General features: G+C 39.8%; 23 protein-coding genes. 2 read left to right on the forward strand and 21 right to left on the reverse strand.

All coding sequences use genetic code 11. From position 1 onward, the window contains the following. Positions 1-14: 14 nt before the first annotated feature. From AC58DT_RS01455 to AC58DT_RS01465, 3 genes are all read right to left on the reverse strand, one after another. On the reverse strand, positions 15-413 hold the full coding sequence (locus AC58DT_RS01455) for a hypothetical protein (RefSeq protein ID WP_497214995.1): 399 nt from the start codon (positions 411-413) through the stop codon (positions 15-17). 52 nt (positions 414-465) lie between these two features. After that, on the reverse strand, positions 466-606 hold the full coding sequence (locus AC58DT_RS01460) for a hypothetical protein (protein ID WP_497214996.1): 141 nt from the start codon (positions 604-606) through the stop codon (positions 466-468). 109 nt (positions 607-715) lie between these two features. Next, positions 716-2173, reverse strand: coding sequence for an NAD(P)/FAD-dependent oxidoreductase (locus tag AC58DT_RS01465; protein ID WP_497214997.1), 1458 nt, complete (start codon positions 2171-2173; stop codon positions 716-718). A gap of 208 nt (positions 2174-2381) precedes the next feature. Between AC58DT_RS01465 and upp the strand changes: the two genes are divergently transcribed. Then, the gene (upp, locus tag AC58DT_RS01470; protein ID WP_497214998.1) at positions 2382-3035 is read left to right on the forward strand and encodes a uracil phosphoribosyltransferase; all 654 of its coding nucleotides are present in this window, start codon (positions 2382-2384) and stop codon (positions 3033-3035) included. On the opposite strand, the gene AC58DT_RS01475 is transcribed toward upp, so the two are convergent. The 16 genes from AC58DT_RS01475 to AC58DT_RS01550 all read right to left on the reverse strand — a co-directional run bounded on the left by AC58DT_RS01475 (position 3036) and on the right by AC58DT_RS01550 (position 19398). Next, a complete protein-coding gene (locus AC58DT_RS01475) occupies positions 3036-4376 on the reverse strand; it encodes an MBL fold metallo-hydrolase (protein ID WP_497215000.1) in 1341 nt (446 codons plus the stop codon). 77 nt (positions 4377-4453) lie between these two features. Next, on the reverse strand, positions 4454-5116 hold the full coding sequence (locus tag AC58DT_RS01480; protein WP_497215001.1) for a peroxiredoxin: 663 nt from the start codon (positions 5114-5116) through the stop codon (positions 4454-4456). Positions 5117-5199: 83 nt separating this feature from the next. Continuing rightward, the gene (locus AC58DT_RS01485) at positions 5200-6012 is read right to left on the reverse strand and encodes a sulfite exporter TauE/SafE family protein (protein WP_497215002.1); all 813 of its coding nucleotides are present in this window, start codon (positions 6010-6012) and stop codon (positions 5200-5202) included. Positions 6013-6052: 40 nt separating this feature from the next. After that, positions 6053-6634 (reverse strand): methyltransferase domain-containing protein, encoded by a 582-nt coding sequence (locus AC58DT_RS01490; RefSeq protein ID WP_497215003.1) that lies wholly within the window; start codon positions 6632-6634, stop codon positions 6053-6055. Between the two features lie 3 nt (positions 6635-6637). Beyond that, positions 6638-7663, reverse strand: a complete 1026-nt coding sequence (locus AC58DT_RS01495; RefSeq protein WP_497215004.1) for a Tll0287-like domain-containing protein — start codon at positions 7661-7663, stop codon at positions 6638-6640. A 115-nt stretch (positions 7664-7778) separates the two neighbouring features. Beyond that, positions 7779-8411, reverse strand: a complete 633-nt coding sequence (locus tag AC58DT_RS01500; RefSeq protein ID WP_497215005.1) for a Crp/Fnr family transcriptional regulator — start codon at positions 8409-8411, stop codon at positions 7779-7781. A gap of 50 nt (positions 8412-8461) precedes the next feature. After that, a complete protein-coding gene (locus AC58DT_RS01505; RefSeq protein WP_497215006.1) occupies positions 8462-9448 on the reverse strand; it encodes an MlaD family protein in 987 nt (328 codons plus the stop codon). A gap of 4 nt (positions 9449-9452) precedes the next feature. Beyond that, the gene (locus tag AC58DT_RS01510) at positions 9453-10205 is read right to left on the reverse strand and encodes an ABC transporter ATP-binding protein (RefSeq protein WP_497215007.1); all 753 of its coding nucleotides are present in this window, start codon (positions 10203-10205) and stop codon (positions 9453-9455) included. Continuing rightward, positions 10206-10988, reverse strand: a complete 783-nt coding sequence (locus tag AC58DT_RS01515) for an MlaE family ABC transporter permease (RefSeq protein WP_497215008.1) — start codon at positions 10986-10988, stop codon at positions 10206-10208. It abuts the gene before it with no gap. A gap of 95 nt (positions 10989-11083) precedes the next feature. Next, entirely contained in the window at positions 11084-11431 is a 348-nt protein-coding gene (locus AC58DT_RS01520) for a hypothetical protein (protein ID WP_497215009.1), read from the reverse strand. Positions 11432-11435: 4 nt separating this feature from the next. Further along, positions 11436-12524, reverse strand: a complete 1089-nt coding sequence (locus AC58DT_RS01525) for a DUF6544 family protein (RefSeq protein WP_497215010.1) — start codon at positions 12522-12524, stop codon at positions 11436-11438. Between the two features lie 25 nt (positions 12525-12549). After that, positions 12550-13128, reverse strand: a complete 579-nt coding sequence (locus tag AC58DT_RS01530) for an outer membrane beta-barrel protein (RefSeq protein WP_497215011.1) — start codon at positions 13126-13128, stop codon at positions 12550-12552. 92 nt (positions 13129-13220) lie between these two features. Next, positions 13221-15749 (reverse strand): cation-translocating P-type ATPase, encoded by a 2529-nt coding sequence (locus AC58DT_RS01535; RefSeq protein WP_497215012.1) that lies wholly within the window; start codon positions 15747-15749, stop codon positions 13221-13223. Positions 15750-15845: 96 nt separating this feature from the next. Next, positions 15846-17387: an acyl-CoA carboxylase subunit beta gene (locus AC58DT_RS01540; protein ID WP_497215014.1), complete on the reverse strand. Its 1542-nt coding sequence runs from the start codon at positions 17385-17387 to the stop codon at positions 15846-15848. A gap of 81 nt (positions 17388-17468) precedes the next feature. Further along, positions 17469-18908, reverse strand: a complete 1440-nt coding sequence (gene accC / locus AC58DT_RS01545) for an acetyl-CoA carboxylase biotin carboxylase subunit (RefSeq protein ID WP_497215318.1) — start codon at positions 18906-18908, stop codon at positions 17469-17471. Then, entirely contained in the window at positions 18904-19398 is a 495-nt protein-coding gene (locus AC58DT_RS01550) for an acyl-CoA carboxylase biotin carboxyl carrier protein subunit (protein ID WP_497215015.1), read from the reverse strand. The genes accC and AC58DT_RS01550 overlap by 5 nt, the downstream gene beginning before the upstream one ends. 117 nt (positions 19399-19515) lie before the next feature. Between AC58DT_RS01550 and AC58DT_RS01555 the strand changes: the two genes are divergently transcribed. After that, positions 19516-20634 (forward strand): PQQ-dependent sugar dehydrogenase, encoded by a 1119-nt coding sequence (locus AC58DT_RS01555; RefSeq protein ID WP_497215016.1) that lies wholly within the window; start codon positions 19516-19518, stop codon positions 20632-20634. A gap of 63 nt (positions 20635-20697) precedes the next feature. On the opposite strand, the gene lepB is transcribed toward AC58DT_RS01555, so the two are convergent. Both lepB and dapB read right to left on the reverse strand, forming a co-directional pair. Continuing rightward, positions 20698-22257: a signal peptidase I gene (lepB, locus tag AC58DT_RS01560; protein WP_497215018.1), complete on the reverse strand. Its 1560-nt coding sequence runs from the start codon at positions 22255-22257 to the stop codon at positions 20698-20700. Between the two features lie 94 nt (positions 22258-22351). After that, positions 22352-23062 carry a 4-hydroxy-tetrahydrodipicolinate reductase gene (dapB, locus tag AC58DT_RS01565; RefSeq protein ID WP_497215019.1) on the reverse strand — a complete coding sequence of 237 codons (711 nt, stop codon included), beginning with the start codon at positions 23060-23062 and terminating at the stop codon, positions 22352-22354. Between the last annotated feature and the right edge of the window lie 121 nt (positions 23063-23183).

Raw genomic sequence — 23183 nt, forward strand, 5'->3', positions numbered from 1 at the left:
AAAGGTCAATCTAGTTATGCAAACTTAGGTGGCTGAAAAATAGAGAATTTTTCAAGAGAAGAATATAAATTTTCATAGTGGAAGCTGTGCGATGGCTGTGTATTTATTTCCACTTTTACAATAGAAATATCAAAAGGAACCAGCACGACATCAGTTGAGGCATGGTGGCAGGAAATATGCTGAAAAGGGAGTTCTTCGTGCTCCTGATCTTCCTCTTTATGATTTTGTTGATGTTCCGTTTTTAGGGATCCGTAATGCTTTTCAACGAAAGTGAAGAAATCGTCTCCATAATTTTCAGAATGATATTCAGCGTGCTGCACCAAGCGTCCGAGCAGAAGAATATCCTGCATGCCAATACCTACGCTTTGGAATAAAACGAGAAAAGAAAATGATATGGCAAATAGTGATTTCATTAAAAGGTGAAATTAGTCAATAATCTTGAATCATTGGCATATAGAAATGACATTATTTATGAACTTCCCGCGTACCTCCATGACCTCCGGCCACTATTATCAATACTTTAAGACTTAAAAAAATGAATTTAAAAAATTGGATGATGGGGTTCATCATCACAAAGCGTTTGAATTTTGATATTCTCTGTGTCATTTTTTATTATTTATTTTTATTACTATTATTATTGGTTTTTGAATATTACCTATCATTCTAACTTTACTACCTACTACCTAATGCCTAATGCCTAATGCCTACTACCTAATTATTCAGGAATTAAATACCAAAAAGGTTTCATTTTGGCTTTGTAAATAAAGGCATAGTGCAGCATCAGTTTCAGCCAATGGCCTGCCAGCCCGATTTCTCCAAAGGTTTTTCCCAGTTTTCTGCCCATGGTATCTGGATATTTTTTGTAATCTGGCACAATGGGAAAGGTAGTGATACTAACCCCACTGCCCTTAGTCATCCCAAAGCCCGCAGAGGCGATACAGGCCGCGCCCATATTGCCCATAGAGCCTTTATGGTGCAAGGATTCCGTATTGTTTTTTATACTGTCTATAATATTATCGGCAACCAATTTGGCCGTAATTCCAGAGGGCATCCCCGTTCTCGGGGGTGATGGGAATATATCAGTTCCATTCGGGCTTTTACGGGGTTTGGAAATACTGTGTGGCGGTGCAAAAGCAATCCCCGGCGCAAAAATGTTTTTATAGCTTGGGTTTTGATAGGTTTCGGGCCAATCCTGCACCGTCCATTCTTCATAAGGTTTTGGCGCGTAGTCTGCATCCACGATCATAAATCCTTTAAAAAGTTTATCCGTAATGTCGTTATTGTTTTTATCGAAAGCCTTGAAACCGTGGCCCGAAAAGGATGGAATCAGCATCGCAAAATCGTATTCAATGGTTTTATATTCCCCGGTCAAAGTTTCATAATGTGCAAGTCCGTTTTCAATTTTATTCACGCCTGCGCCCAAAATCCAATCGATATTGCGATCTTCAAAAACCATCTCGACCATTTCGTGCGATTTCATAATGTTGCTGCCGTAGCTTAGCAACATACCGTCCATTCCAAAGTCTCCCAATTTATATTCGTTGGAAATCCAAGTGATTTTAGCTTTGTCGCGAACCTTTTGACGGCGTAATTCCTGCTCCACATTGAGGATATATTCAAAAGCGGCGCCCTGGCAAGTGGCCTTGGCGTGGCCTGTGCCAATAACAATTTTTGCCTCTTTACCCTTTTTCATTTCAGCAATTAGGGCCTGTAAACCTTCGTTGGCGTGGTCTGCGTGGGTATAGGTACAAACCGAATACGCTTTGTTTGTTCCGGGGTTTAATCCTTCGGTAGCTTCAAAATTGAGCTTGGGGCCTGTGGCGTTTATGAGGTAATCGTAAGTTATTCTTTCGGTTTCGCCTCTTTTTTCTGCGGAAACATATTCAGCCACCACAAATGGCTTTTCAGTTTCGCTATCGCCTTCGGGATAAAAGGAGGTAACTTTCGCCTGCTTAAAACCAATTCCTTTCTTTTTATATAAAGGTGCAAGCGGAAAAAGTATTTCCTTTGATTTCATTCGGCCAATGCCCACCCAGATGTTTGAGGGAATCCACTGATAATTGCTATTGGGCGAAACCACGATTACTTCGTGGGTCTTGTCCAGTTTTCTGCGAAGGTGTGAGGCAGCTACGTGACCCGAGATTCCTGCACCCAATATTACGATTTTTGACATTTTTCGAAGGTTTTAAATGTCTAATTTACATCAATGAATAAAACCCTAAAATGATTTTAATCATATAAAATTGAGACAATTAGACTCTTCAAAATTGATTTTATTTATTTGGAAAAACAGTAACTTTTGTTACACAGCAGAAATATTCTCAATGAAATATTCCATTCGTCATTCAGAAATTATAACTTCGTACCAAGCCTTTTAAATTATGATAGTCCACGACTTCAGCAACGAAAAATCAGTTCTTAATCAGTTTATTTTGGAAATGCGCGATGTTTCCATTCAAAAGGATTCCATGCGCTTTCGAAAAAATATTGAGCGTATTGGGGAAATTCTCAGTTATGAGATGAGCAAAACACTTCACTATAAAACGGAAGTGGTAAAAACGCCGTTGGGGGAAAAGGAAATGAAAGTACCCGAAACAGATATAGTAGTTTGTTCCATTTTACGGGCGGCCCTGCCCCTTCACACGGGGGTTATAAGTTTTTTTGACAAGGCCGAAAACGCCTATATTTCGGCATATAGACACCACACTGATGGCAGTGACAATTTTGAAGTAATTGTTAATTATTTAGCCTCCCCTTCCATTGAAAATAAAACCTTGATTTTGACTGATCCAATGTTGGCAACGGGAAGGACTTTGGAGAATGTTCTCAAAGCTTTTAAAACCCACGGTACGCCAAAGCAGATTCACATTCTCTCAATCATCGGCGCCAAACCCGGAATAGAATATATTCAAGATATATTTCCGAAAAACACACATCTTTGGATAGCGGCTGTTGATGAAAAACTTAACAGCCGAGGCTATATTCTACCGGGATTGGGCGATGCTGGCGATTTGGCCTTTGGTGTAAAACTGTGATTATTTAAAATCCTCAATATCGTCACTTAGATCATAAACTTTTTCAATCTTCAACTCTTTCTCCAGAATACTGCTGCCGGCAGCGCTGCGGTATCCTCCTGCACAATGTACCACTATGGGTTTGTCCGTAGGAATTTCATCGGCTTTCTCGCGCAATTGATGTAGTGGAATAGCAATGGCTTTGTCAAAGAATTTCTCTTCGGATACCTCACTTTCATTACGGATATCAACAATGGTGTACTTTTCTGTATTTTCTTTGAAATCCTCCAAATTGAAAGCAGCCGATTTTTCAAAACTGGCACTCCCGAGGGTAAACACTGTTTTTACATTGGCTTCATAACCAATCTTAGCCGTACGGTGAAGAATTTTGTCAGCATTTTCAATGGAATCGACAACCAAATGGAATTTTTCAGATGGCTGAACAATTGAACCCAACCAGGTTTCAAACTTTGACGTGTCGGAAGTAGCCATAATGTTTATACTTCCCGGCAAATGGTTCTTTTTAAAATCTTCTTCATCCCGAATGTCGATAATCAGCGCATCCTTTTCTGATTTATCCACATCCAATTTAAACTGAATACCTCCCAGCGCCGTACGTAAGTTTTTTGCACCATTTTTATTTACATCTACATTATATCCAAAATAGTGGGGAATGAAAGGTTGGGAATCCAGCAAATGGTTTACAAATTGCTCTTCAGTTTGTTTTTTAAATGCCCAATTGCCAATCCGTTCGTTGCCCAAAGTACTTGATGAAGCGTCCTCGCTCATTCCTTTCCCACAGAGGGAGCCTGCTCCATGGGCTGGGTAAACATAGGCTGTGTCTGGCAAATCGGTAAATTTATTTTGAATGGTATCATACATCATCTTTGCCAGTTCCTCACGTTTGGCTTTCATATGTCCTGCCTTCTCGCGCAAATCGGGACGACCCACATCTCCCACAAAAAGGGTGTCGCCTGTAAATAACGCAGTCTTGTTTTCTTCCGTGGCAACAATGGTTACACTATCGGGGGAATGACCCGGCGTGTTTATAGCCCTAAAGGTGGTATTGCCCATTGTAACTTCATCTCCATCATCAAAAGATGCATGAGGATAGTCTGCTCCTGTTTTCTCACTACAATATAATGTTGCGCCTGTTTCGTTATGAATTTGAAGGTGGGAACTCACAAAGTCGGCATGTGGATGCGTTTCAAAAACGGCAACTATCTTGGCATCGTTTTCCTCTGCATATTTATAATACTGCATCGGGTCTCTTTCAGGATCGACCAAAGCCATTTTACCATCGCTGATAATGGCGTATGAAAAATGTGAAAGGGGTTCGTATTCAAATTGTTTAATTTTCATAATCTAAAAATTCTTTTTTTTAAAAATACAAAATCAGTCTTTGGTTTAAAAACGCAAGACTGATTTTTTATAGGTAATTAAATATTTTTCTTTGCTAAATACCAAGTCACTTTTTCAACAGTATCATCTGCCAACCTTGTATTTAATTCATCTAAGGATTTTGGTGGCGGTACGATAGCTTTATCGCCTTTTTTCCAATCCAAAGGCATTGCAACCCCATATTTATCTGATGTTTGAAGGGCCTCCAAGGCGCGTAAAATTTCATCCATATTTCTACCAACATTCAATGGATAATACATCACTAAACGAATTTTCTTCTTGGGATCTATAAAGAATACGGCGCGCACTGCGGCAGTTTCACTTTCATTGGGCTGTAGCATTCCGTATAGTTTTGAAACCTTCATATCTATATCTGCAATGATTGGGAAATCAAAATACACGCCTGTAGTTTCGCGTACATTTTGAACCCAGCCTAAATGTGCGTGTATGCTGTCTATGCTTAGTCCTAAAAGCTCTGTGTTTAATGCATCAAACTCTCCTTTTCGCTGTGCGAAACCACTCATTTCGGTGGTACATACCGGTGTAAAATCGGCTGGATGCGAGAACATCACAATCCATTTGTCTTTGGCAAAGTCTGAGAACTTTATTTTTCCTTTTGTAGTAACGGCTTCAAAATCTGGAGCCATATCGCCAATTCTTGGCATTGGATTTACTTGAAGTAATTCTAAATTTGTTTCCATAATAATTAATTTCAACTATTGCTTTTAAATTTTAGATAAAATTAAATTATTAACTAGCATTGTACAGTAACATAGGTTACATACTATCCTTTTACTATAAATTCCATATAGAAAATAAATATGGCCATTACAAAAATGAAATATCCAAATGCTTTTTTCAACTTACTGCCATCAATAAAGTTGCTTATGTAACTGCCAATGAAAATTCCTATAAAAGATATGCCTGTAAAGCGTAGTAAAAAAGTCCAATCTATTGTCATGGTTAGCGCATCACCTAGAAAAAATCCAATTAACGATTTAATTGCTATAATAATTAAGGAAGTTCCAATGGCAACTTTCATCTCCACGTTAGCAAGTATTACGAGTGCGGGAATTATTAAAAAACCACCACCGGCTCCAATCAATCCTGTAACAGCCCCCACTAGCAATCCTTCAAGTAGGATTAAGGGGTAATTGTATTTTACTTCTGAACTTTTGGGTGTTAAAACTTTTTTCTTCTGTTTAAGCATTGAGAAAGCTGCGGGAATCATTAAAACTGCAAAAAGGCCAAACATCCCCATACGCCTAGTAAACTGAAAACTGCCTATTGTAACTAATATTTCCGGTAATGCAGGTATAACAAAATACCGAACCAAAGCAACTCCCGTGATAGCTGGAATACCAAATACAATCGCTGTTCGCAAATCAACATATCCTTTAAAATGTTGTTTTAAGCCACCAACCAAGGAACTTGCTCCAACAATAAATAGCGAATATGCGGTAGCCGCTTTTTCATCAATTAAAAACAAATAAGCCAAAACAGGAACAGCAAGTATTGAGCCTCCACCCCCGATGATACCCAAAGACAAACCAATTAACAAGGCACCACCATATCCGAATATTTCCAACAATTCCATTTTTTGTTTTATGGGTGAAAAGAGCTACTTATCATCAAGTTTATAGCCTTAAAAGTTTTATAAACAATTCATTCTCTGCCCTTTGCGGAATTGAATTATAAGCTGTTTCCAAGGTTTCTATTTTAAATTTTTCTTTAAAAAGTGCGAGATATTCTTCCCTATTGCCTCCAAATGGTGGCTTATCGTTATTTAAAGGAATATTGAAAAGAAGCCCTACTAGTTTCCCTCCCGGTTTAAGCAGTTGTACCATTTTATTGACATATTCTTCACGAAGTGATGGTTCCAAAGCACAAAAGAAAGTCTGTTCCAAAATAAGGTCGAAAGTATCCTCTAATTCAAAAAAATCTGAGTGCAAAAGATTTTTCTTTGGAAATGATGGTGTGCGTTTCGCAAAATTCTTTAACGGGATGGAAGAAATATCCACCACAAAAACATTAGAAAACCCCTTATTAAAAAGGTATTCCGCTTCATAGGAATTACCACCACCGGGAATCAATATTTTCAAATTTTTATCTGTAAGTTGATCAATATATTCCTTTATTGGTGTGGAAACATAGCCAATATCCCAGCCAGTATCATCACTTAAATATTTATGGTTCCAAAAAGTTTCGTAAAAATTCATGTGCTAGTTTTCAAATCGAATGCTCCAAATGCCACGTACTTCATTTTCGCCGTATCCGGTAGCTTTATCCGTTGGGTATAATTCCTGAATTTTGGACAAAGTGAGCGTTTCAAGTTCCTTACCGGGGGTGCCATGACATTTTAAGCACATGGAATTGGTAACGATTGGGTAATAGAATTCTGTTTCCACGCCCATTTTCACAATAATGGGATCTACTTCACCACCCGCAGCAACTTGTTTTTTAAAATTATCCAAATATTGCAATTCCGCAGTATTGGCCTTGTTTTTTGGGTTTCTCGGTTTATCCGTAACGCGCTTAATATATGCTTTATGGACAGTAGCCATACTGTCTGTAATAGGTAGAGCTTGGACGTTACAAAAGTCGAGGGCAGCGATAACCCCGTTTTTTTGTATTTGGCCCATCAGGTTTTTACCCAATTCGGCCTTGGTGGTCTGGGCCATTTGCATGCCGCGTTCTTTTAAAGTAGGTTGTGCATTTGCTTCTTGGTTTTTCCCCATTCCTTTACCACTGCCCATTCCGCGACCCATTTTGCCTTTCATCCGTGGTCGGTCGCCGTGCATTTGTTTGTAGTGGGCATCAAACCATTCGGGCTCTTCTATTTCATTATCAAACATATAATCTGCAATTTGCACAATAGTTTCCTCCGGGTAGAATTGATAGGGCATCAAACCAAATTTCTTGACAGCGCCCGGCATTTTTGATTTTTCTTCGGAAGGATTCTTGGCCCATTCCACCATTGCACTAATAAATTCTTCCTTTGAAGTACCTTCAGAAATATAATGCATCTTCACGGCAACCATTGGCGGGGCAATCATTGCATCTTCAGCAGTTTTTGGATTGTGGCAAACGTAACAGTTGTTTTCCATCAATTTCTTGCCGGGATGCTCCTGAATTATTTTGGTGTCGGTGTTTTCAGTATTTTCAGCAATCGCCAAATATTTGTCGCTAGGATTGGTATTGCAAGCGGTGAAAAAACTGATCAAAAAAAGTGTGGCTAAAAATTTCATATATTGAGTATAAAGTTGTGGACACTTCAAAAGTAAATTTATACAACGCAATTGACAGTAACAAAAGTTACAATTCAAACCTTTTAAAATGAAATGATTAGGTTTAACTTGAAAATTAAAGTGAAACTATCTTAATGCTGTTTCTGTAAAGTTCAATTTTTCCCATTGATTCCAGCTTTTTTAGAAGTCGTGAAACCACTACGCGCGAAGTGTGAAGCTCATAAGCAATTTCCTGATGGGTGGAATTAATTAGGGAATCCTTGGTTACCTTTTTTTTGTTTTGAAGATATTTTACCAAGCGTTCATCCATATTATAAAATGCAATACTATCAATTGTTTCAAGCATTTCGGTGAGGCGTTCGTGGTAACTTTGGAATACAAAATTGCGCCAACTTTTATACTTGCCCGTCCATTCCTCCATTTTTTGGATCGGGATCATTATCAAGGTTGTATCAAGCTCTGCAATAGCGCGAATTTCGCTTTTTGTCTGCCCTAAACAGCAGGTTAAAGTCATGGCACAGGTATCACCACGTTCCAGAAAATAGAGCAAGAGCTCATCGCCATCATCATCTTCCCTTAAAATTTTTATCGCTCCGGAAATAAGCAAGGGCATGGAGCGCACATAGTCACCAATCTCAATGAGTTTCTCGCCTTCCTTAACCTCTTTTAAAGTGCCAACTTCGTTTATTTCTTCAATAAGGGCGTCTTCAAAAATATTGGTGAAATTTTCTTTTAAATCTGTGAGCATGCAAGAAATTTTTTGGTTGGTTTTTAATGAACGAAAATACCAAATTTAAATCAGTTTTCCTTGTCTTCTCTCTTTTCCTGTCGCTCCAATTTTCTGAAATATCCGCGGAAAAGAAAATTGTGTTTTAAGGCTTCCATATTTTCGTTCAGCTTTTCGGTTGCTTCTTTTATGTTAACCATAGTAGAGTCAATATTTTTTACCAAAACCTCATCTTGAGTAATATAATTCAAGGTTCCATTTCCAGATTTAATTTCTGTGATATACTCATCCAGATTTTTGGTTATTTCATTAATATCATCGCTGGATTTTTCAAGGTTAGCAAAAACTCTTTTTATTTGGTTGGTGGAAACGGTATCGCTCAAAAGTACCGCAGCAGCGCTTTCATCATAATTAAGCTTCGAAATAATAGTATTGATTTGTGAAATTGCAGCGGAAGTTCCGGTAGTGGTTTTTTTGAGCTCGACCACCGTCTGCCTTAAATCCTGCGCCAACAAAGTATCTGTAACTAGGGCTCCAAAAGTACCTTTGCCCTCTAAAATTTTATTGGTTATTTTCAACAAATCTGCAGTCAATAAAGCAGCGTTTTCATTGGTAGTATTTAGTGTTGAGAGCATATCATCTGCTCCAATTTTACTGTAAGATTGAATGGTATCGCCCGCAATTACTGGTTGTGCATTTTGAGCTTTCCCCGGAATAATATTCACCACCATACTTCCTACCAATCCATCTGACCCGATGGAAGCGATGGCGTCTTTTTTAATAAACCTTGAGGTTTTGGCCTCAACCTTCATTTGAATGGTGATGGTTCCTTCCTCAATCATTTCAATCTTGCTCACAGTGCCCACGTTTATTCCGGAATAGCGCACATTGTTGCCCAAGGTTAACCCATTTACGTTACCGAAAGTTGCATAGAGTTCAATATTTTTACTGAACAAGTGCTGTTGATTGCCGATGAAATAAAGCGCGGCAACAAGTAAAATTGTTCCCACTACAACAAAAACACCGACTCTTACTTTTTGTGAAGTTGATTTTCCCATAACATTAATTTTTAAAGAATGCCTGAATTTGTGGATCATTTGAACTTGAAAGTTCTTCAAAAGTCCCTTCGGCATAATTAATTCCATCTACCAACAAAATCATCCGATTTGAGATTACCCGCGCACAGTCTACATCGTGGGTGATGATTAGGGAAGATGTGCGATATTTGTTTTGAATGGTTCGCATTAACTGTATAATTTCCTTGGCCGTAATGGGGTCTAATCCCGTTGTAGGCTCGTCATACATAATAATTTTTGGTTTCAGGATCAATGCTCTGGCCAAAGCCACCCTTCGCTGCATTCCGCCGGAAAGTTCGGCAGGCATCAAATCTATTGCGTGTAAGAGCCCAACATTCTCCAGAGCTTCCTTTACTAAAATTTCGGTGCCTTGAAAATCATCTATTTTGTTTTTGTGTCGCCGCAGTGGAAATTCTAAATTTTCCCGAACCGTCATAGAATCGTATAATGCGCTACCCTGAAATAGAAAGCCAATTTCGGTACGAAGCAAATCCAATTCTTTTTGTCCCATTGCCGTAATATCTTGGTCTTTAATGGTAATACTGCCGCTATCTGGCTGAATCAAGCCCACCAAGCATTTAACCATTACCGATTTTCCTGAACCCGATTTACCCATAATCACCAAGTTTTCGCCTTCAAAAAGTTTTAAGTTGAAACCTTTCAGCACCTGATTGTCACCAAAGCTTTTGTGAAGGTTTTTCAACTCTAAAACAGGTTTTATGTTTTTTTCTGAATTCATTTAAATTTCAAAAAATATATCGGTTACAAAAACGGCTATAAAATCAATTACAAATAGCAACATTGAGATATAGACCACAGCGGAATTTGAGGCCTCTCCCACTCCAACAGTTCCCTTGGAGCAGTAATAACCCTTATAACAACCCACCAACCCAATAGCAAAGCCAAAGAATACCGATTTTATAGTGGCCGGTATTATATCACTAAACTTTAAGGCATTAAAAACTTGATTAAAATAAAGTAAGTATGATACATCGCCTTTTAAATTTTCAACAAGGGCCGAGCCCAAAAGCGCTATGGCATCTCCCATGATTATCAATAACGGCAACATTAAAGTAGTGGCAACCACACGTGTAACCACCAAAAATTTAAAAGGATTAGTGCCTGAAACTTCCATAGCATCTATTTGTTCGGTAACGCGCATAGAGCCAAGCTCTGCGCCAATTCCAGAACCTATCCGACCCGCACAGATAAGAGCAATTATTACGGGGCCAATTTCGCGAACAATGGAAAGACTAACCATAGATGCCATCCAGGATTCCGCACCAAATTGCATTAAAGTGGGCCGAGACTGTAGCGTGAACACAAGCCCCAAGATAAATCCAGTTACACCCACCAATAAAAAAGAGCGGTTGCCCATATTATAACATTGGCGAAGCAGTTCCCTAAACTCAAAAGGCGGACTAAACACTTCCCGAAAAAAGCGTCCGGCAAAAAAGGTCATATCGCCAATTTCAGCGAAAAATAATTTTGTGCGGCTTAATATGGAATTTGCTTCAGGCATTTATTAAATATGCTATAAAATCAAATATAGCGTGTACAGCCACCATTTAATATGACATAAATCAGTTCATTTAGTTATTTATAATTCATTTCAAGTCAGCCAAAAGTTAATCTATAAATAACAATAATTACAGCAATGAAGAAAATAGTTGTGTAAATATGCTTATTGTACTTAGCCAACCAAATGGGAAGAAAAATATCAAAATTGCTCTTAGTTGAGTTTGAATATTTTCGGGCTAGAACCGTCAATGGACAAAACATTTTAAAAGCCAGCAAGACCAAGCCTTCTATCAAAACGAGACCTATGCAAATCCAAACCCATTTATCAATTCTGTTGGCAATAGCGGCATACAAAAGATAGAATATAACCACGTTAAAAAATAACCAAACAACTGTGTGGATGCTTTTTATAAATAGTAATTTATTATTGTGTGAAGCAGTCATTTCCTCAATGTGAATTTTTCAAATTATACTGAACTTCCTGTAAATAAAACTTTCCATAAACGAAATCGCCCTCGGGAAAGTGCCAAACGGCATCGGCAGCAATGGGCAGTTTATAGCCGTTGAGCGTGCCGTATTCTGTAACCGGGGTTGAAAACGGAACGCTTTGGTTGGAATTCACATCCACCCTGTCTTCTGAAATAAAATTGATCAATTGCCCATTCTCGTCGAATTTCAAAATCGCAGAAACTGAAACTTCTCCGTTATGGAAAACAGCTTTTACCGAATTATTCCCCAAGGTTTGCCAATCGATCCGTTTGTCAATCAAGGCTGATGGCGCAAAAAGGCACATATCGTTAAAAAAAGTGACGGTTTCGGTCTTGAACATTTCGGGTTCCGAAATATCTACCACAGAAAAAACGGAAAGCAGTTTTATGAGCATCGATGCCTTTCCCTCTTTATACCAATGGTAACCCTGTGTCGGGAAGCCTTTGAAATTGGCCTTCATAAAAAACAAGCGCGTGGGATCTTCAAAAAAATTATACTGTTCCGAAGTGAACGCAAACCAATCCTTTCCCTTTTCGCGCATTTCCCCTTTAAAAATAGCTCTTGCAGTTTTTATTTTAGGTTTGCCGATTGCACCGACGTATTTGAGATAGTTCTGAACCGGAATAGGAAGCTGGGCAACATCTGCTTCGGAGATTATTTCTTCGGAAATGTTCACATTTTCAAAAGATTGGGAAATATCCTTTTTAAATTCCCTTTCAAAATTCCAGTTCGCCATTGCCAGAAGGGCTACGAACAATACGATCAAATTGGCGAGGGTGCCAAATTTGGCGTCCTGCCAATTCACAAAAATCAAAACCTGAGATACTACTACAGCGGCTATAGCAATCCAAAACCAGAGATTGTTTTTCAACAGAAATAGAATTCCTATCGTTATAAAAGCCAAAGCGACCGCGAGCCATAAAAGACCTTGCGGTTTTGAGAAATTTTGTGACAATTGTGGAATTTCGGCGAACCCAAAAGCCTTTAATAAGCCCATCAAGTGAATTAGGCCGTGAAGGGAAAGAAGGATAGCAAATGCAATTTTCATTTAAAATACTTTTATGAATTCAGTTTTAAAAATCCCAAGCCAAACCAATTCCAAATGATATATAATCCAGGTTTAATTCAGTTGAAACATTTTCAACCGTTATATCCCTAGAAAGCGAACGGTAGCGAAGCATGGGGCGCAGCGCGAGGTTGGGAGCAAACTCATAATCTACTCCTGCAGCAACTTGCCAACCAAATCCGTGGCCAGTGTCGGCGGCAAAACTTCCGCTGTTATTCTCAATTTCTATATGATTGTAAACCGCTCCAGCCCTTGCTAAGTAAGAAAATAAGGAAGTGCCGATGGGGTGTATAATTTGAAAACCGAATGTGTATCCCGTTTCTTTGAGTGTAACATCCTCAGTTAAAAAATTATCCTCACCTTTAAATTCATTTAAGCCCCAACCTGCATAGGCAGCCAAATGTGGCATGATTTTATATGCCCCAGTAAGTTCAAAACCATAACCTATTTTGGTATCGGTATGGCCTACATCATTCGTAGGAAAATTGAGTCCCGGTCTAAACTCCACTGACCATTTCTCCTGCGCTTTCACATTAAAAGCGAATATTAGGGCAGTCGTAATTAGCAAAAAGCCACATCTCTTCATAATATTTAGGATTTAAGAATCAATCCCAAAACTACTTTGGAAATAAATTTTTTACTATGACAAAAATCAGTTTTACACTGTATATCAACAACTTAAACTTTGGGTGTAAAAAAAGAGTTTTTTGAAGTTTGTTGGCGTTTCCACAATTTTACAATTTCATACCACAATGCACTCAATACGCCAATACAAACGCTGAGAATAATTTGGTTAAGTTGAAGCCTTTCAAATTCAAAAAATTTGGTGAAAGGCGGCACAAAAAGAAGCGATAAAGTAATGGCAACGGTTATACCGATGATTAACGGCACTAAGTTGTTTTTATATTTAAAAGTGGTGAAAATGGAATAGATGAAAGAACGGTTTACGAATGTTAAGGCAATATTTGCGCTTATAAGAGCGGTAAAAACCATAGTTCGCGTTACAGCTTCATTTGCAGCATTTTGTACGGCAATTTGATAGACAGCAAGTACTCCTACGGTAATTGCCAACCCTTGGATTATACTCGTAAAAAGTTCACTCCAGTTGAAAAAAGTACTGGAAAATGGTCTTGGTTTTTGAAACATCAAATCCTTTTCCAGTGGCTCATTTTCATAAACTATTGAACAAGTGGGGCCCATAATAAGTTCCAAAAGAATGACATGCACAGGTGTAAATATATTTGGATATACCCACCCTAAAACCAACGGAATAAAAACAGTAAGTATGATGGGTATGTGTATTGAAATAATATACTGAATAGCCTTTTTGAGGTTGGAATAAATTTTTCTGCCCATCGCCACGGCATTTACCATTTTAGAAAGATCGTCATCCACCAATATCAGCGAGGCGGATTGTTTGGCTATTTCGGTTCCCTTTGTTCCCATTGCCACGCCAATATTTGCAGCTTTTAATGCGGGACCGTCGTTTACGCCATCGCCAGTCATTGCTACTATATGGCCTTGAGCTTTAAGAGCGTTGATTATTTTAAGTTTTGCTTCGGGAAACATTCGGGCGAAAATATTTTTTTCTGAAGTGATTTTTTCAAGTTCTGTATTATCCAAATTTACAAGCTCATCACCCGAAACAACTTCTTCACAACCTTTAAAGTTTACTTTTCTTGCAATGGCCGCAGTGGTTTCGGCAATATCGCCAGTGATTATTTTAACTGCAATTCCTGCGTTGTAAAAATCTTGAAATACCTTAGAGATGTTTTTCTTCGGCGGGTCGTAAAAAGCGACCAACCCTTTAAATTCAAAATTGAATTCCTGCTGTTTTTTTGGCCAATTGGTTCCATCAAATTTCGAAATTCCAACTCCCAAAACACGATAGCCTTGGGCTGCCAAATCAGTTATTTTCTTTTTTAAAGTTTCCTTTTCACTTTCGCTTAAATTTGAAACTGCCATCAATGCTTCGGGGGCACCCTTGGCAGCAATGATCCGATAGCCTTCGGCATTTTCAAAAATATGCGTCATCATTGGTGGCTTGCCCCCCAATGGATATTCGTGAACCATTTTGAAATTGGGCCTGTTATCGTTTTCAGCAATCCCTTCATAAAAACTGTGCAGGGATTGTTCCATTGTATCAAAGGGAATGGGCTCACTGGCCCACATAGCAGTGACTATAAGTTCTTTTTCACTGTTGGAAAGCGTTTCTTCAACCGAGTTTATTTTATCGGTTTCCAAAGTATAAATCTTGTCAAGACGCATTTTATTCTCTGTAATTGTACCCGTTTTGTCCACACAAATTACCGTGGCACTGCCCAAGGATTCAACGGTTTTCATCTGTTTCACAATTACGCCAAGATTCATAAGCCTCCAAGCGCCTATGGCCATAAAGGTGGTAAAGGCGACTGGAATTTCCTCTGGTAACACACTCATAGCGAGGGTTAGTGCTTTTAAAAGGCTATCCAAAAAAATTCCCGTATTGAAATAATTTATGCCCCAAACCAGCAGAAAAATAATGGTTCCAAGGATTACCATCTTTTTTACAAAATTGTTTATTTGGAGTTCAAGTGTCGATTTTTCGGAAGAAATATCTTCAATGCTTTTGCCTATCTTCCCAACCTTTGTTTGGTTGCCTATCGCAGTTATTTCAGCAATTGCAAGCCCTCCGGCTACTTGGGTTCCCATAAAAATTTCGTTGCTCGTGGAAGCAGCATTTTTTTCCACGGAAAAGGATTCTCCTGTTAAAATGGATTCGTTCACCGAAAAGTCGTTTGAATGCACAATGGTTCCATCGGCAACGATGGTAGAACCTTCATCAACCATCAAAAAATCACCGACCACAACGTCTTGGCTTTTTATTTCAACTATCTTTCCGTTCCGGATAACCTTGCAATTGGGCTGGGAAAGTTCTTTTAGTTTTTCGAGCGCATTGTGTGTTTTTGCATCTTGATACCAAGAGATGGCCGCAACCAAAACTATAGCCACTGCCAAAAATATTCCGTCGCCAGTATTACCTGTAAAAAAATAAAGTGTTGCTGCAACGAGCAACAGAATAACCATTGGCTCTTTCAATAAGCCAAGTATGGCTTCAACATAGAGGTTTTTCTTTTTTGATTCTAAAATATTGGTGCCGAATTTTTTTCGTGAAGCCAAAACCTCAGAATCCGAAAGTCCTTCTATGTTGAAGTTTTCTATGGACATTTATGGAACATTTGATTAATCAATAAATTTAAGAATTGTTAATTCTTTGATTTATGATAATTATCAACCAATCGCTCCAAATATTTCGGAAGAAATTTAGAGTGGAATATTGCCGTGCTTCCTATTAGGTCTTGCTACATTCTTCGTTTCAAGCATAGCGAAGGCTTTCAATAATTTTCTACGTGTTTCGCGCGGTTGGATAACCTCATCAATAAAACCTCTTTGTGCAGCCTTAAAGGGGTTTGCAAACTTTTCGGCATATTCAGCTTCTTTTTCGGAGAGTTTCAGCTCCGGATTTTCAGCAGCAGCAATTTCCTTTCTGAAAATAATCTCACTGGCACCCTTCGCCCCCATCACGGCAATTTCTGCCGTTGGCCAAGCATAATTCATATCTGCGCCAATGTGTTTGCTGTTCATTACATCGTAGGCGCCTCCGTAGGCTTTACGAGTAATCACGGTTACTCTCGGAACAGTCGCTTCACTTAAAGCATATAATAATTTTGCACCATTCAGAATAATGCCGTTCCACTCCTGATCGGTGCCCGGAAGAAAACCCGGCACGTCCACCAATACCAATAGTGGTATGTTAAAACAATCGCAGAAACGTGTAAATCGTGCTCCTTTTTTTGAACTGTCCACGTCGAGAACACCCGCCAAACTCATAGGCTGGTTTGCAACTATACCAATACTTCTGCCGCCCAATCTCGCAAAGCCAACTATAATATTATCGGCGTAATCTTTGTGAACTTCAAAAAAGGAATCTTCGTCTATAATTCCTTTAATTATATCGTGCATATCGTAAGGCTTGGTCGCTGAGTCTGGAACGATCGTTTCCAATTCATCACGATATTCTTCAGCAGCTTCAAAAGGCAATTTTTCTGCTACCGATTTATTGTTCTGTGGAAGATAACTGAGTAGGGTTTTAATCTGTTCCAAACAAACAATATCATTTGCTGCGGTAAAGTGCGTTACGCCACTTTTGGTAGCGTGGGTTTTTGCGCCACCCAATTCCTCCGAAGTTACGTTTTCATTGGTAACGGTTTTTACAACATTCGGTCCCGTAACGAACATATAGCTACTGTCCTGCACCATTATAGTGAAATCAGTCATCGCAGGGGAATACACCGCTCCGCCGGCACAGGGCCCCATAATGGCCGAAATCTGCGGAACAACACCCGAAGCCTGTACGTTTCTATAAAAGATATCTGCATAGCCGCCCAAAGACCGAACGCCTTCCTGAATGCGTGCGCCACCAGAATCGTTCAACCCAATCACAGGTGCGCCAACACTAATAGCGTGATCCATTATTTTACAGATTTTCTCTGCGTGGGTTTCAGAAAGTGCCCCTCCAAAAACCGTAAAATCTTGTGCAAAAACATATACCAAACGACCGTTGATTGTTCCGTAACCCGTAACAACGCCATCACCGTAATACAATTCCTTTTGCATATCAAAATCAGTGGTTCTGTGGGTTACGAGTATGCCCATTTCTTCAAAGGAGCCTTCGTCGAGAAGATATTCCACGCGTTCGCGGGCGGTAAGTTTTTTCTTTTCGTGCTGTTTTGCAATTCGTTTTTCGCCGCCGCCTTTTTTGGCTTCGGAAATTATTTCTTGCAATTTTTTATTGTTATCGCTCATTTCTTTTAATATTTTTTTCTCAGCGTCCTCTGCGCCTCTGCGGTAATTTTTTACCCCAAAGGCGCAGAGGACAGAAAGCAATTACTTCGGCAAGCGAAGTTTTTCTGAATCTTTTAAGTATTGTTTTAATGCGAAAAGTGCAGCTACTTTTGCTTCTTCCTCATTAATGGCTTTCAGCTTTTCTTCGGAATAGTATTTTTTTACAAAATTTGTGTCGAAATTTCCACTTCGGAAAGCTTCATGTTCAAAAACAAATTTTCCGAAAGGGAGCGTTGTACTCACGCCTTCAATATCGTATTCCGAAATGGCTTCCAGCATACGCTGCATCGCTTCGTTACGTGTTTTTCCATACGTAATAAGTTTTGAAAGCATGGGGTCATACTGAATTGGCACTTGCATTCCTTCAGAAAAACCGTCGTCCACACGAATGTTTTTTCCGCTTGGCGGGCGATACAATTCCAATTTGCCAACGCTGGGCATAAAATTGTTCAACGGATCTTCAGCATATACCCGAAGTTCGAAGGCATGGCCGGTGATTTTTAAATCATCCTGCTCGAAGCAAAGCTTTTCGTTATTGGCTACCTTTATTTGTTGCTCCACCAAATCGAGACCCATAATAATTTCGGTAACGGGATGCTCCACTTGCAGGCGGGTGTTCATTTCGAGAAAATAGAAATTGTGTTTGTCGTCCAAAAGAAATTCCACTGTGCCCGCACCCACATAATCGCAGGCTTTTGCAACCTTTACTGCCGCTTCGCCCATTTGTTTGCGCAATTCCGGCGTTAAAACCGAAGAAGGTGCTTCCTCCACCACTTTTTGGTGACGACGCTGAATGCTGCATTCCCGCTCAAAAAGATGGACGGTATTGCCGAAATTATCTGCTAAAACCTGGATTTCGATGTGGCGTGGCGAGGTGACAAATTTTTCAATAAAAACCGAGCCGTCGCCGAAAGCATTTTCGGCCTCGCTGATGGCGCGTTTCATCTGTTCCTCAAATTCTTTGGAATTTTCAACGATACGCATTCCCTTTCCGCCACCGCCAGCGGACGCTTTTATGAGAATTGGGAAGCCAATCTCTTTTGCAATTTCCTTTGCTGCGCCCACATCGGTAATGGCCTCATCGGTGCCGGGAACCATTGGGATATCGTATTTTTTCACGGCATCCTTTGCGGCGAGCTTGCTTCCCATGATGCGGATGGCATGCGATTTTGGGCCGATGAAAATCATGCCGCTTTTTTCGACACTTTCACCGAATTCGGCATTTTCACTTAAAAACCCGTAACCCGGATGAATGGCATCTACATCTAAATCCTTTGCAACCTTTATAATTTTATCGCCCAAAAGATAGGATTCGTTGGAAGACGGCGGGCCTATGCAAACGGCTTCATCCGCAAACTTTACGTGGGGCGCATTTCTGTCAGCTTCGGAATAAACAGCCACTGTTTTAATGCCCATGTTTCGGGCGGTTTTCATTATGCGTAAAGCTATTTCGCCACGATTGGCAACTAATATTTTGTTAATCATTTTTTTCTAATTCTATTAGCAATTTTCCTTTATCCACGGTTTCACCTTTAGCGATGTTTACAGACTTTATAATGCCATCCCGCGGTGCAGTAAGGGTATTTTCCATTTTCATTGCTTCCAAAACACATAGGAAATCTCCTTTTTTAACTTCATCGCCTTCAGAAACATTTACTTCCAAAATAATGCCCGGCATAGGTGCGTGGATTTCATCCTCAACCGAGGCATTTCCAAGGGAAAGCCCCATTTCTTTAATGAGTTGGTCCAAAGGAGTGGAAATACTCACTTCGTAAGTGTTTCCGTTAACTTTTATGAGATAGTTTCTATTAACAAAATCACTCTTTAAAAGTTCGATTGCGAAAGATATATTATTGTGAAGTAGGTGAACTTTTTGTCCCGAAAGTTCTGCTTGGTCAATCTGTTCCACGTCCTTGGCGGTTAAGGGAAACTCATAATTTTCATCTACCTTAACGTGATAGCGCTCTTCCATAATTTTAAAAATTTTGGTTAAAGATAAGGTATGTTAGAGGTTTCGGCAAAAAGGAATTGTGAATCCTTTTAGGAAATTCCTTTCAACTTTTGGTATCTTTAGCTAAAATCGAATACTATGAAAAAATATTTTTTTTTATTAGCCGCATTTGTGGTTTTTGGTTCCTGTGCCCAACAGAAAAAGAAAGATGATGTAGCGCTAAAAACCGAACCACAAACCTATAAAGTAGAAGAGATTGTAAAAGGGCTTACCATTCCGTGGGGCATGACGTGGCTTCCAGATGGCAGTATGCTCATTACGGAAAAGAATGGACGGTTGATTCATTTTAAAAATGGTAAAAAAAACGAAATAGCTAATGTTCCGAAAGTTTATAACAGTGGCCAGGGTGGATTGATGGATATTGAATTGAACCCAAATTACAATGAAAACGGATGGATTTATATTACCTATGCTTCCACAGAAGGTCCTGGAAATGGCGGACACACAGCCTTAATGCGTTGCAAACTAGAAGGTAGTTCACTAACGAATATTGAAACCCTCTACAAAGCCGAACCCAATACTACGGCCGGACAGCACTTCGGTTCGCGCATTGAATTTGACAATGATGGGTTTGTATATTTTTCTATTGGTGAACGTGGGGAAAGGGAAGTAAATCCGCAGGACATAACCCGTGATGGCGGGAAAATTTACCGTTTGAACGATGACGGCAACATACCCACAGACAATCCATTTTACAACGAACCAAATGCCAAAAAAGCGATTTATACCTATGGAAACCGCAATCCCCAGGGAATGGCAAAGCATCCCGAAACCGGAAAAATCTGGATGCACGAGCACGGCCCAAAAGGTGGCGATGAAATAAATATTGTAAAAAAAGGCGCCAATTACGACTGGATGGAAGTGACCTACGGGGTAAATTATAGCGGTACCAAAATTACGGATGAAAAAACAAAACCTGGAATTGAGCCGCCCATTTATTATTGGGTTCCGTCTATTGCGCCCTGCGGAATGGCGTTTGTTACGAGCGATAAATACCCGCAGTGGAAAGATAAATTATTAGTAGGTTCTCTAAAGTTTGCCTACGTGGAATTGCTCACTTTGGAAGATGAAAAAGTTACAAACCGAGAGAAAATTGCCCAGGATATTGGGCGGGTACGGAATGTTAAAATGGGACCGGATGGGTTGATTTATATTGCCGTGGAAGGACAGGGAATTTTTAGATTGGTGCCTGAATAAAATTAGACACGAATACACGAATAAAATTTAAAAAATATTCGTGTATTCGTGGCCTTTTATAATTTACTTTTTAGCTCCTTTTTTTCTTTTTCTCCAAAAATCAAAGGCGAACCAACCGATTACGGCAATCACGAAGTACATTAGATAAGAAACAGGTTTTCCGCTACCGCCCACGGTAGTGAAAAGTCTGTCCCAACGCACCTTTTTATTCACGCCATCCCAACTCATCCACACGAATACGGGCTTGCCCACCACGTGATTGAATGGTACAAAGCCCCACGTACGGGCGTCCTCACTGTTGTTTCGGTTATCGCCCATCATCCAATAATAATCCATTTTAAAGGTATAATCCGTAAGTGGCTGGCCATTCAACAGAACCTCGGTACCGGATTGGGTTATTTTATTGTCGATTCCAAGTTCGCTTCCTTCGTAAACCTCTATAATCCGTTTGTACAGCGGCAATGTTTCGGGCGTAATGGAAACGGTAGCGCCTTTTTTCGGAATGTATAAAGGACCAAAGAAATCGTTGTTCCAAGGGTAGTTCTGATTATTCGGAAATATCCCTTCGTCCCAAACGCCCTTATCACCACGGAAACGCGAAATATTAACCACATTTGGATTGTTCTTCAGCATGTTTAATGACTCTTCCGAAATACCTCCAAAACGGTAGGTGTTATTTCCGAAGCCATAACGATCGGTAATATCATAACGATTGTAAAGCATTTCAGGGTTTAGCTGACTATTTACCTGCACATCATAACTGAATTGTAGCTTCGCCCTATCTGGCAGTTCATTTTGTTTTCCGTTGATAAACACATAACCATCACGCACTTCCAAAGAATCTCCCGGAAGGCCTACGCAGCGCTTTACGTAATTCGATTTTTTATCAATAGGCTTATAGTAATATTTGCCGTCGCCGTACTGCTGAAAGGCATTCACCGTATCCACGGGCCAGTTAAAAACTACAATATCGTTACGTTTTATATCCTGGAATCCCGGAAATCTGAAGTACGGAATCTGCGGTTTTGACAGGTAAGATTTCGTTTTAATTACGGGAATGGTATCGTGGACCATCGGAAAGGCTATGGGCGTCATTGGCGTGCGCGCTCCATAATGGAATTTGCTCACAAACAGGAAATCGCCCACCAATAGTGTTTTTTCCAAAGAAGAAGTAGGGATGGTGAACGGTTGCATAAAATACGTATGCACGATGGTAGCAGCAACTACCGCAAAAAGTATGGAACTCACCCACTCTCCCGTGGAAGTACGCGGTTTCAGGCTTCTATCTTTTATGTGGGTTACATTTTGGGTGTAATTGATGTAATAAATATAGAGACCCAACGTAAGCAAGACCAAAACCGTATCGGTTGTGGAATTACGGCCAAAACTGCGTATGGTTTCTACCCACACCACGGGGAACATAATCAAATTTACGATGGGCACAAAAAGCAAAATGGTCCACCACCAGGGGCGGTTGATAATCTTCATCAAAACCACGGCATTGTAGACCGGCACGGCTGCTTCCCAGGCTTTTCTACCTGCTATTTGGTATAACTTCCAGGTTCCGGCAAAATGGATTACCTGAACTATCAAAAAAAATATAAACCAACCTGTCCAACTCATCGTTTATTGTTTATTGTTTATTGTTATTTTTTATTAAAAGCTGTTAATTCGGGATTCGGGATTCGCTAATTTGGGATTTGGCAATCCACAATCGTCAATCGCTAATCTTCAATCCCAGCACATCCTTCATCGTAAAAATACCTTTTTTATCCTTTAAAAATTCTGCGGCCAAAATGGCTCCCAAAGCAAACCCTTCGCGGCTGTGGGCTTCGTGTTTTAGGGATATGGTATCTATGGGAGAGTCGTAGGAAACAATATGTGTCCCTTTTACATCTTCTTCCCGTTTTGCTGTAATATTTAAAGTATTTTCTTCGAAAGTGTTTAGCTTCCAATCCTTTTTATCACTGTGTTTCAAAATTCCCTCGGCAATGGTAATGGCCGTGCCGCTGGGCGCGTCCTTCTTTTGAAGGTGATGTATTTCTTCCACGGAAACATTATAATCTTTCCACTTTGCCATCAACTTTGCGGCATATTCGTTTATGCCGAAAAAAAGGTTTACCCCCACGCTGAAGTTGGACGCATAGATAAAGCTTCCGTTACGCTTTTTACATAAGTTTACCATTTCATCATATTTATTAAGCCAGCCCGTTGTGCCCGAAATAATAGGCATTCCCGCTTTCAATGCCTTGGAAATATTCTCAACCGCAGCTTCGGGCGAAGAAAATTCGATGGCAACCTCAGCGTCCCCAAAATTTCCTTCGGAAGATTCGCTCGTACTTTTAAAAACGATGGAATGGCCCTTTTCCAAAGCTAATTTTTCAATGGTCTTGCCCATTTTTCCGTAACCAAGAAGTGCTATTTTCATAATTGGCGGGTGTTGGGCGCGGGATGCTGGGCGTGGGATGACGGATGACTGGTGAAGGAAGTATGAGAAACGCATACAAAAACTTGCATACATTCTTGTTTCATATTTCCGTGTTCTTTCA

The sequence above is a fragment of the Aequorivita sp. CRS11 genome (genome assembly GCF_059693805.1).